12 protein-coding genes are annotated in these 11203 nt (G+C 40.3%); 11 read left to right on the top strand and 1 reads right to left on the bottom strand.

Features of this window, described 5'->3' with window-relative positions:
• The first annotated feature begins 53 nt into the window (after positions 1-53).
• From groES to V7K21_RS02585, 11 genes are all read left to right on the top strand, one after another.
• Positions 54-365, top strand: coding sequence for a co-chaperone GroES (gene groES / locus V7K21_RS02535; RefSeq protein ID WP_069071443.1), 312 nt, complete (start codon positions 54-56; stop codon positions 363-365).
• A 165-nt stretch (positions 366-530) separates the two neighbouring features.
• A complete protein-coding gene (gene groL, locus V7K21_RS02540; RefSeq protein WP_335171242.1) occupies positions 531-2165 on the top strand; it encodes a chaperonin GroEL in 1635 nt (544 codons plus the stop codon).
• A gap of 100 nt (positions 2166-2265) precedes the next feature.
• Positions 2266-2706, top strand: coding sequence for a hypothetical protein (locus V7K21_RS02545; RefSeq protein ID WP_335171243.1), 441 nt, complete (start codon positions 2266-2268; stop codon positions 2704-2706).
• Positions 2707-2718: 12 nt separating this feature from the next.
• The gene (locus tag V7K21_RS02550) at positions 2719-5412 is read left to right on the top strand and encodes a MinD/ParA family ATP-binding protein (RefSeq protein WP_335171244.1); all 2694 of its coding nucleotides are present in this window, start codon (positions 2719-2721) and stop codon (positions 5410-5412) included.
• Between the two features lie 38 nt (positions 5413-5450).
• Entirely contained in the window at positions 5451-5990 is a 540-nt protein-coding gene (locus V7K21_RS02555) for a class I SAM-dependent methyltransferase (protein WP_335171245.1), read from the top strand.
• Positions 5991-6830 (top strand): urease accessory protein UreD, encoded by an 840-nt coding sequence (locus V7K21_RS02560; RefSeq protein WP_335171247.1) that lies wholly within the window; start codon positions 5991-5993, stop codon positions 6828-6830. It begins immediately after the preceding gene.
• Between the two features lie 66 nt (positions 6831-6896).
• Positions 6897-7199: an urease subunit gamma gene (gene ureA, locus V7K21_RS02565; RefSeq protein WP_335171248.1), complete on the top strand. Its 303-nt coding sequence runs from the start codon at positions 6897-6899 to the stop codon at positions 7197-7199.
• Between the two features lie 21 nt (positions 7200-7220).
• A complete protein-coding gene (locus tag V7K21_RS02570; RefSeq protein ID WP_335171249.1) occupies positions 7221-7526 on the top strand; it encodes an urease subunit beta in 306 nt (101 codons plus the stop codon).
• A gap of 403 nt (positions 7527-7929) precedes the next feature.
• The gene (ureC, locus tag V7K21_RS02575; RefSeq protein ID WP_335171250.1) at positions 7930-9645 is read left to right on the top strand and encodes an urease subunit alpha; all 1716 of its coding nucleotides are present in this window, start codon (positions 7930-7932) and stop codon (positions 9643-9645) included.
• Positions 9646-9758: 113 nt separating this feature from the next.
• Positions 9759-9968 carry a hypothetical protein gene (locus tag V7K21_RS02580; protein WP_335171251.1) on the top strand — a complete coding sequence of 70 codons (210 nt, stop codon included), beginning with the start codon at positions 9759-9761 and terminating at the stop codon, positions 9966-9968.
• The gene (locus tag V7K21_RS02585; RefSeq protein ID WP_335171252.1) at positions 9968-10339 is read left to right on the top strand and encodes a type II toxin-antitoxin system VapC family toxin; all 372 of its coding nucleotides are present in this window, start codon (positions 9968-9970) and stop codon (positions 10337-10339) included. Before V7K21_RS02580 ends, V7K21_RS02585 begins: the two co-directional genes overlap by 1 nt.
• A 107-nt stretch (positions 10340-10446) precedes the next feature.
• Here V7K21_RS02585 and V7K21_RS02590 read toward each other — a convergent pair.
• Positions 10447-11203: ABC transporter substrate-binding protein (locus V7K21_RS02590; RefSeq protein ID WP_335171253.1), on the bottom strand; the 757-nt coding region annotated here is incomplete at its 5' end.

Here is an 11203-nt window from a genome sequence, read left to right on the forward strand (position 1 = left end):
TTCGGTAGATTAGCACTCAGGAGTTGAGAGTGCTAAACTATGGAGGAAATAATATGGCTGCTTTATCTTTAAGCGTTTCTACAGTTAAACCTTTGAGCGATCGCGTTTTCGTAAAAGTGAACGCCTCTGAGGAAAAGACCGCAGGTGGTTTGTATTTGCCCGATACCGCCAAGGAAAAGCCCCAGGTAGGGGAAGTAGTCGCCCTTGGTCCTGGCAAGCGTAACGATGACGGTAGCCGTCAGGAATTGGAAATTAAAGTTGGTGATAAGGTGCTGTACTCGAAGTACGCTGGCACCGACATCAAGCTCGGCACCGAAGAATATGTACTGCTTTCTGAAAAAGATATTTTAGCAGTTGTTATCTAATGGGTTATGAGGGCTATGGGTTATCAGGTATGGGTTATGGCGTATGGGAACAATCCCCAATCCCCATTACCCCTTATCCCTAGAGGGAACCCCAAGTTCCCCAATCCCCAATCCCTAATACCCAATTCAAGAAAAAATTGACCTAATCCCTGGATTTAGACACCTATGGCAAAGCGCATTATCTATAACGAAAACGCCCGTCGCGCCCTAGAGCGAGGCATTGACATTCTGGCTGAGGCTGTAGCTGTTACCCTTGGCCCCAAAGGTCGTAACGTAGTCCTAGAAAAGAAATTTGGCGCACCGCAAATTGTCAATGACGGTGTAACGATCGCCAAAGAAATCGAATTAGAAGACCACATTGAAAACACTGGCGTAGCTTTGATTCGTCAAGCTGCTTCTAAGACCAACGATGCTGCGGGCGATGGCACCACAACTGCCACCGTTTTAGCTCATGCGATCGTCAAAGAAGGCTTGCGGAACGTTGCAGCTGGTGCTAATGCGATTTCGCTGAAGCGTGGTATAGACAAAGCTACCAGCTTCCTCGTAGAAAAAATTGCTGAACACGCCCGTCCAGTGGAAGATTCCAAAGCCATTGCCCAAGTTGGTGCGATCTCGGCTGGTAATGACGAAGAAGTCGGTCAGATGATTGCTCAAGCAATGGACAAAGTGGGTAAGGAAGGCGTAATTTCCCTAGAAGAAGGGAAATCTATGTTCACCGAGTTGGAAATCACTGAAGGGATGCGCTTTGACAAAGGGTACATCTCTCCCTATTTCGCCACCGACGCTGAACGGATGGAAGCGGTTTTTGATGAACCTTTCCTACTACTGACCGATAAGAAAATCGCTTTGGTACAAGACCTTGTACCAGTGTTAGAGCAAGTAGCTCGTGCTGGTCGTCCTTTGGTGATTATCGCCGAAGATATTGAAAAAGAAGCTTTAGCAACCTTGGTAGTAAACCGTTTGCGCGGTGTACTCAACGTCGCTGCTGTTAAGGCTCCTGGCTTTGGCGATCGCCGCAAAGCACTACTAGAAGATATCGCCGTTTTAACTGGTGGTCAATTAGTTACTGAAGATGCTGGTTTGAAGCTAGATAACACCAAGCTGGATAGCCTGGGTAAAGCTCGCCGGATCACCATTACCAAGGACAGCACCACAATTGTTGCCGAAGGTAACGAAGCTGCTGTTAAGGCTCGTGTCGAACAGATTCGTCGTCAAATCGACGAAACCGAATCTTCCTACGACAAAGAGAAACTACAAGAGCGTCTTGCTAAACTCTCTGGTGGTGTCGCTGTAGTGAAAGTGGGTGCAGCCACCGAAACCGAAATGAAAGACAAAAAACTGCGCCTAGAAGACGCTATCAACGCCACCAAAGCTGCTGTGGAAGAAGGTATCGTTCCTGGCGGTGGTACAACTCTGGCTCACCTCGCTCCTGATTTGGAAACTTGGGCGAAGGAAAATCTTAAGGATGAAGAGTTGATTGGTGCTTTGATTGTGGTTCGCGCCTTACCCGCACCTCTGAAGCGGATTGCTGAAAACGCCGGTCAGAATGGTGCTGTAATCGCTGAACGCGTGAAAGAGAAAGAATTTAGTGTTGGCTACAACGCTGCAACAAACGAATTTGTCGATTTGTTAGCCGCTGGTATTGTTGACCCTGCTAAGGTGACTCGTTCTGCTCTGCAAAACGCTGCTTCTATTGCTGGTATGGTGTTGACAACCGAATGTATCATAGTTGACAAGCCTGAGCCTAAAGATAGTGCTCCTGCTGGCGCTGGCGCTGGTGGCGGTGACTTCGATTACTAATACTTTGTAGTTACATAAGTTGTAAAACAGCCGCTTTCCTTGTAGAGGCGGCTGTTTTTTTTTGTCAAGATTCAGGTGTTTCTAACGAGAAAATAACGAAATGGAAGATTACCAAGCCGCTTTTATGCAGCGTCACCTTGATACTGAAATATTATGTAGAAAAGAATCGGAAAGAAGAGTAGCCGCTATGCACTTTGGAGGTGTAACCATTGAGTGTTTATTAAAAGCAATGATTTTTGCTACCTTAGCAAAGGGTGCAACTCAGGAATGGAAGACAGATTCTACTAATCCTGGGCATACTATTACTAATCCGGGACATAGTTATATAGAAGCATTAAATCGGCACAATCGACTTAAATCTAGAATTGCTAATTTTCCTGAAGTGCGAAAATGGCTTAATGAAGTGGAAAATCCAAATAGCCAAAATTTTATAGATATGCGTTATTGTGGCCTTGAGCCTGATGATGAAAGTTACAAACGCTGGTTAAAAGCTTATCAGAATATCAAGGGGTGGTTACAAAAGCAAGCTACTCAACTTTAAAGAGGTGGTCAAATGCAAGAAAATTGGCAAGTTTTGCTAAAGAAAGAAATTGCAAACCAATATGTGCATAATTCACAAGAATGGGTTGATTTAAATATTTCTACATCAGGTTTATTGAATTTGACTATTGTAAGCGATCGCTTTATTAATTTATCTATTCCTCAGAGGAAAGAAGAAAGTTTAAATTTACTTAAATCACAAGTTCCTCATTTATCTCCTGGGTTTATTTCTTTATATACGCTTCAAGAAGCAGATTCACTAAATCTTTCAGCACCGCAGGCTTTTAATACAGCTTCAGTACAAACTTGGCAAGATTTAGCAATTCAAGCAGCAAATCCGCAAAATCAACCTCAACTTCCGCAGCGTGAACCCAGTTTACCCAGAACCGTAACCTTTTATTCCTTTAAAGGAGGAGTAGGTAGAACTACTGCATTAACCCATGTTGCTTCAATTTTGGCAATGCGTGGTCTTAAAGTCGTAGCTGTGGATTTAGATTTAGAAGCACCTGGCTTGAGTACAGCATTCAATCTCAAACCTCAACCAAAGTATGGAATAGTTGACTATTTTTATGAGCGTTCCTACTTACCAGAAGACGTAGAACCAAGTATTTCAATTGCTGAAATATTTGGTGAAGTGAAAATCTCTAACGCCACAGGAAGATTATTTGTTGTTCCTGCTGGTTGTCTTAATCTTGATTATGTCTCTAAAGTTGATGATCTTCATGCAACTACTATTATTGATAGAGATCAAAGTCTTTGGTCTGTTTTTAAACGTGAGATTTACGAACAATTAAAACCTGATATTATCTTAATTGATTCGAGAACTGGAATCAATCAATGGGGAGCTTTATCACTAATTCAAGCAGCTGACGAAGCAATTGTATTTCTTTTTCCTAACGAGCAAAATAAACAAGGAATAGAACTTTTAATACAATCACTACAATGGTTAAAAAACTTATCTATTAATTTTGTTTTTTCTCCTGTTCCTGATGTTACTGAGATTGGTCTTTCAAAAGTAAAACAAATTTGGTACTCATTGCTGAACAGATTAAATACGGTAACAAATGAAAACTATGAAACAGATGAAGATGAGCCAGATTTAGATAATTCTCAAACTCCAATAGAAAAACTTTTAGTAGTCCCTTATCTTTTGCCAATCGCTTTGGCTGATAGCTATCCTGTACAAGGTATGCAAGATTACTACACAAAAATTGCTAACTTAATTGATGAAAAAACTGATGAATTGAAACGTAGCAATGTTTTAAATACAATAGATCATCGGTGGGATATTATTGAAAGTTTGCGATTTCCTGAAGTAAATGCTGCCGATCCAAAACAAGATTTGAATTTATTATTTCAGCGTACTACTGATTTTGAAAGATTTTTAGACGATACAACCTGTCTAATTAGAGGGCGAAAAGGCACAGGAAAAACTGCACTTTATTGGCTTTTTCTAAAACACAAAAGTGTTGCTCAAAAATTAGCTCATGGACGGTTAGATAATACTGTATTTTTGTCAGCACATGGGAGATTTCAGGAAAGTCGCCCATCTCGTGATGAATTTCAAATTATCCATCAAACTTTACAACAAAATAGAGGCACATGGGAAGCTTTCTGGAGAGCTTATTTACTATTTAGATGTCATCAGGAAAATTTGTTTAACTTTCCTAAAGGAAAGAAAAGCGCAAAGTATAGTGAATTGAGGAAAATTATTAACAATTTACCTAAAGAAAGATGGCAGTCTGAATCTACTCAAGTTTTGTTAGAATTATCTACTAACTCTGAACTTCGCCTCATAGTCAAAGATGCCATAGATATTCTGCTTAATGAAGAAACCAAAAATAATTCTCAAAAACTGTGGTTTCTTTACGATGATTTAGATGAAGATTTTCCTGAAGTAGGAGGAATAAGACAGCAAGCACTTACTGGATTATTTCAATTAGTACAATCTTGTGATGCTAACAGATTAACAGAAATTAGATTCAAAATCTTCTTAAGAGAAGATATATGGAATCGTTTAAGTTTTGACAATAAAAGTCATTTTACTGGACGGGATATTATCTTACAGTGGACTAGGATTGATTTTTTACGATTAGCACTTCGTCAAGCAATACAATCTGAAGATTTCAAGAATTTGGTTGACCGTATTTCTCCTGTCGCTTTTGAAAGTATTGATCAAGCTACAGAAGAGGCAATTGATAAAGCCTTAGAATTACTGTGGGGAAGTCGTCGCCGAGGTGGAAATAGAGCTAAAAATGTATCTCGATGGGTTTATGAGCGATTAACAGACTCAAGTAACACTACTTTTCCTCGGAGTTTAAGTATATTACTTAAAGGAGCAAAAGAACAAGAACTAACCTATAAGGGACAATCATCAAGCAAATTCCGTACAGATCGCCTACTTCAAGGAAAATCCTTAGAATTTGGTTTGAAAAAAGCATCAGAAAAGCGGTGTGAAGAAATTAAAGAGGAATACCCTGATTTGACTAAATTTTTTGATTATCTTAAGGGTAAATTGGCTTTCTTATCTAAAGAACAGTTACAAACAGTATGGCAAGAGTCAGCACATGATATAGCAGACTTTGAAGAATTTGCTTCTTTTTTAAGTGAAATTGGCATTATTGAATGGCGCGAAAAAGAGAAACGCTATAAGGTTGCTGATATCTATGTGTATGGTTTTGAAATGGATCGTAGAGGCGCGGTATAAAAACAAATTTTATCGTATCACTATTTTGAACTACAGCGATGTCTACGACGGGCTACGCCTACGCACTTCTACTTTTACATAAAAACCCTGGAACAGCAGAATTTACCCAACTACCTGATAATTCAGTTGATTTAGTTACTTGTTTTCAAGCTTTCCACTGGTTCAATCCTGAACCAACGTTATCAGAATTTCATCGTACTTTAAAATCGTCAGGATGTTTAGCTGTAGTTTGGAATAATCGGGATAAAGAAGATACTTTTACAGCAGAATATAGCCGAATAGTCCACGAAGCATTTAACAATCACCCAGGAGAATCAAGGATGCAGTCAGTAGAGCTACTGTTAAAAACTCCTCATTTTATCAACATCCGCGAATCCACTTTTACTTATAGCCAACAGTTAGATTTAACTGGACTTATTGGACGGGCAAAAAGTGTTTCTTATTTACCGAATGAAGTTTTAGCAGACAACAAATTTATTAATAATTTTCAAGAATTATATCAGCGTTTTTGTAATGAAAGTGGTTTTGTGTACTTGGTCTATTGCACTAACGTACACCTTGGCGAATCAATTAATTAAATGACTTGTAACTCACAAATTACAGAAGGTTGGCATGGCAAACTTAATTTAGTCTATGCCGATCGCCACAACACAACCAAATTAATTTACAGTCACCAACAAGCACCTTTGAAGGTACAACGCCCATTTTACCCAGAAGGGGAAAAAGTTTGTCATAGCGTAATTTTACATACAGCTGGGGGAATGGTGGGAGGCGATCGCTTATCCTCTAACATCCACCTCCAACCCCAAGCCCAAGCTTTAATCACCACAGCTGCTGCAAGCAAGATATATCGCAGCAATGGCTTACAAGCTAGACAAACCATCCAGATGCAAGTTGATGCTGGTGCTTGTTTGGAGTGGTTGCCGCAAGAGACAATTTTATTTAACGACGCGATTTATCGGCAAGATTTACGGGTAGAATTAGCAACCGGGGCCAGTTGGTTAGGCTGGGAAATTACCCGATTTGGTCGCAGTGCTAGAGGAGAAAAATTTTACCTTGGAGAATGGCGATCGCACACCGAAATTTGGCAAGAGGGTATTCCTTTATGGATTGATCGGCAATACTTACCGGGTAGCGAAGATATTTTTCACAGTCCCCACGGCTTGGCTGGAAAACCAATAGTAGGTAGTCTCGTTTGGGTTGGTGGTGCAGTTTCAGTAGAAATCGTCGAAAAAACGCGAAATTTATGGTATGGGGAAGGAAAAGCGGGTGTTACCAGGTTACAACATGGATTATTGTGTCGATATCGCGGTTCTTCCACATCTGAGGTTAGAAACTGGTTTATTAATGTTTGGCAGCTGCTGCGAGTTTCTTTTTTGAATCGTGGTAATTGTATACCAAGAGTCTGGCAGGTTTAAAACGTAGACGCGTAGCGGCAAGCCGCAGGCTACCACAGAGGCGCAGAAAACACAGAGGAGATAGGAATGCAATTGACGCCGCAGGAAAAAGATAAGCTATTAATTTTTACTGCTGCTTTATTAGCAGAAAGACGTAAAGGAAGGGGTTTGAAACTGAATTATCCCGAAGCAGTTGCTTATATTTCTGCTGCCATTTTAGAAGGTGCAAGGGATGGGCAAACTGTAGCTGAATTAATGAGTTATGGTACAACTCTATTGACGCAGGATGATGTCATGGAAGGGATACCTGAAATGGTACATGAAGTACAGGTAGAAGCTACTTTTCCTGATGGCACAAAGTTAGTAACTGTACATAATCCAATTCGTTAAGTTTAGAACTTTTAATTTATTATGATTCCTGGAGAAATTATTACACCACGAGGTGAAATTGAACTAAATTCTGGTCGCCCAACTGTAAAATTACAAGTATCAAATACAGGCGATCGTCCCATACAAATCGGTTCCCACTATCACTTTTATGAAGTCAACACCGCTTTAAATTTTGACCGAGAACAAGCGCGAGGAATGCGCCTCGATATCCCTGCTGGAACCGCAGTTCGTTTTGAACCCGGCGACGAAAAAGAAATAACTCTAGTTCCCCTCGTTGGTACTCGCCAAGTCTACGGCTTCAACGCCAAAATTAACGGAAACCTCTAAAAACCTCCGCCTACCTCTGCGCTTCCCTTAGCGTGCCTCTGTGTTTGAAAATTGCATAATTTCACAAACCCAATATTTAGCTTAATTGATTAATTATTTGAATTACATTCTAAAGAATTCCACGCCCCTCTCTCCGTTTCAAGTAGGCGGCTAATTTAGCAGGTGATTTTAACTTAACAATTTGGTGGCATCCAGTGTGAGGACATGCGATAAAAAATACGGGATTTTTCAGGAAATGTACCAAATATTTTTAATTACTGTTAACTTCAGTTTTATTTCATTAATATTTATTTACCTAAATTTACTATGAGCGTAAAAATATCAAGTTATACAAAATTTATATCTTAGTTTCCTAAGGTTGCTCAAAAATATTCAAATCAACACCATCGTCAGGAGTAGCATTATGCCTTACAGAATGGATCGCCGTGCCTACGCTGAAACTTATGGGCCGACAGTAGGCGATCGCATCCGACTTGCAGATACAGAATTATTTATTGAAGTTGAACAAGATTTCACTACCTACGGCGATGAAGGGAAATTTGGCGGCGGTAAAGTTATCCGAGATGGAATGGGACAATCCCCCATTTCTAACGCCGATGGTGCTGTAGATTTAGTAATTACTAATGCTTTAATCCTCGATTGGTGGGGTATTGTCAAAGCGGATATCGGCATTAAAGATGGCAAAATTTTCAAAATTGGTAAAGCCGGAAATCCTTATATTCAAAATAATGTAGATATTATTATTGGCCCTGGAACTGAAGCCTTAGCTGGTGAAGGAATGATTCTCACTGCTGGCGGTATCGATGCCCATATTCATTTTATTTGCCCCCAACAGATTGAAGTTGCGATCGCTTCTGGTATTACCACTATGATCGGCGGCGGTACTGGCCCAGCTACGGGTACAAACGCCACTACCTGCACCCCCGGCCCTTGGAACATTTACCGAATGCTGCAAGCTGCTGATGCTTTTCCTGTCAACTTAGGATTTTTGGGTAAAGGTAATGCTAGTCAACCCCAAGGACTTGTAGAACAAGTAGCCGCCGGTGCAATGGGGTTAAAGCTGCATGAAGACTGGGGAACTACACCCGCAGCAATTGATACTTGTCTCAGCGTTGCCGATGAATATGATGTGCAAGTAGCGATTCATACTGATACCCTGAACGAAGCCGGATTTGTGGAAGATACGATCGCAGCTTTCAAGAATCGTGTCATCCACACCTACCACACTGAAGGCGCAGGCGGCGGACACGCACCAGATATCATCAAAGTTTGCGGCCAAGCCAATGTTCTGCCATCTTCTACCAATCCCACACGCCCTTACACCCTCAACACCTTAGACGAACATCTGGATATGTTGATGGTATGCCATCATCTTGATCCTGCGATCGCCGAAGATGTTGCCTTTGCCGAGTCTCGCATTCGCCGAGAAACCATTGCTGCTGAGGACATTTTGCACGACTTAGGTGCATTTAGCATGATTTCTTCTGATTCCCAGGCGATGGGAAGAGTAGGCGAAGTGATAATTCGCACATGGCAGACATCTCACAAAATGAAGGTGCAACGGGGAACTCTTAACCCACAAGGAACAGAGCAAAAAGCAGATAACTGTCGGGCTAAAAGATATGTTGCCAAGTATACAATTAATCCGGCGATCGCTCACGGAATTGCTCAATATGTCGGTTCAGTGGAAGAGGGAAAATTAGCAGATTTATGTTTGTGGCGATCGGCGTTTTTTGGGGTGAAACCAGAGATAGTGATTAAAGGCGGAATGATTGCATGGTCGCAAATGGGCGATGCCAACGCCAGTATTCCCACACCGCAACCAGTGCATATGCGACCGATGTTTGGTAGTTTTGCTGGTGCGCGTCATGCTACATCATTAACTTTTGTTTCCCAAGCAGCTTTAGAGAAAGAAATTCCCAGCCAGCTAGGTTTACAAAAGGCAGCAGTTGCAGTTTCTGGGACACGCCAATTGAGTAAGCGGGATATGAAGCTGAATGATGCACTACCCCACATTCAAGTAGATCCAGAAACCTATGAAGTAAGGGCAGATGGTGAGTTGCTGATTTGTGAACCTGCGACAGTTTTACCAATGGCACAGAGGTACTTTTTGTTTTAATTCATGACCGAGCAATTTATCCCTTTTAAGGATGAGACTAATATTGGCCTGATAAGTTTTTTGTTTTAGAGTTACGATCAAATAGTTAAACGTTGCATCTGATGTAGAAAATCATGCTACCTTTTAAGAAAAAAATTGTGACTGATGAAGCGATGTGTCCGGTAGCGGTGTTGATTGATTATCAGGACTGGCAGCAAATTGAGAAGATATTAGAAGCTCATCAATCACAACAAAAACAAGAGTTTAATTTAAACCAGTATGCTGGTGTAATTCAACTAACTCAAGACCCTTTGGAATATCAGCAGCAAATTAGGGATGAGTAGTGTTGATACAACCTTTTATTTTTTTAGATACAAATGTAGTCTTGTATTTTTTGGGTGGTCGCTTGGTAAATCCACTACCATCAGGACAATATTTTATTTCAGTGATTACTGAGATTGAATTGCTCTCTTATCCGAGTCTCAGTTTAGAAGAAGAAACACAAATTATTGATTTTTTAAATAAAATTACAATTATTGGTATTGATAGTAATATTAAAAATTTAACAATTGCATTTTGCAAACAATACAAACTCAGGCTTCCTGACGCAATAATTGCAGCAACGGCAAAATCTCTAAATGCAACATTGTTTACAAATGATGTAAGATTGGTTAATTTAACAGAAATTAATACTCAGTCAGTGCAAATTGTGTAATGGGTGCGATCGCAATTCCTTTCTCAGTAGAATTCCAGCAACTATTAGATAATCTCACGTCTGGAGAATGAGCGATCGCTTATTTTGGAGTACGATAAATTTCTTTGTTACTTAACTTGTTCAAATTTAAACAGACCGTCACTACCTTTAACTACTTTGACAAGAACAGGTGTTTCGTTCGATGAAAGATTAACAGATTTGAGGTTTTCTAAAATGGTTTGACGAGTAGGATTGTCAGACCTAGATATAGCATCAATAAAAGCCTGAGTTGCATTATAAGCTGTAACTGTGCGCCAGCTAATCTGTCCTCCCCATCTTTCTTTAGCTGTATCCGCAAATTCTTTTGAGTTCTGTTCTCCTGCGAACCAATCTACAGATATAACTAAACCTTCAAAAGCTTTTCCACCCGATCTTAAAGTGTCTTGGCTGTACAAAGCATTTCCTCCTACCAGAGGCAATTTTTTACTTCTTTGAGCGCGAGCAATTGCAAGTGCCACAGAAGTTAACTCTGTATTCGGAAAAAGGACAATTGCATCTGCTTTATCTTGTTCATTAATTTTTAAAATTTCGGCAGATGTATCCAATAAAGGATCAGCCAAATTTATACTACGTATAACTTCCTCATTCTGAGCTTTAAATAAGCTTTCAAACTGTCCTTTTACGTTCTTACTATAAGTATCATCAGGATTGTAGAAAATAACTACTTTTTTATAGCCCTGATTCCTAGCATAATCTGCTAATTTCCCAGCATTTACTTTAGTAGAAAGTACTGTACGCCTTATGTGAGTGAGAAGGGGTAGCAAAAAAGAAAGGGAAACCACAAGATAAAGGTAACGAAACCAAAGCTTGAGGTCTCCCAATGAA

It is taken from the genome of Nostoc sp. (assembly GCF_036919595.1).
Lineage (GTDB): Bacteria > Cyanobacteriota > Cyanobacteriia > Cyanobacteriales > Nostocaceae > Nostoc.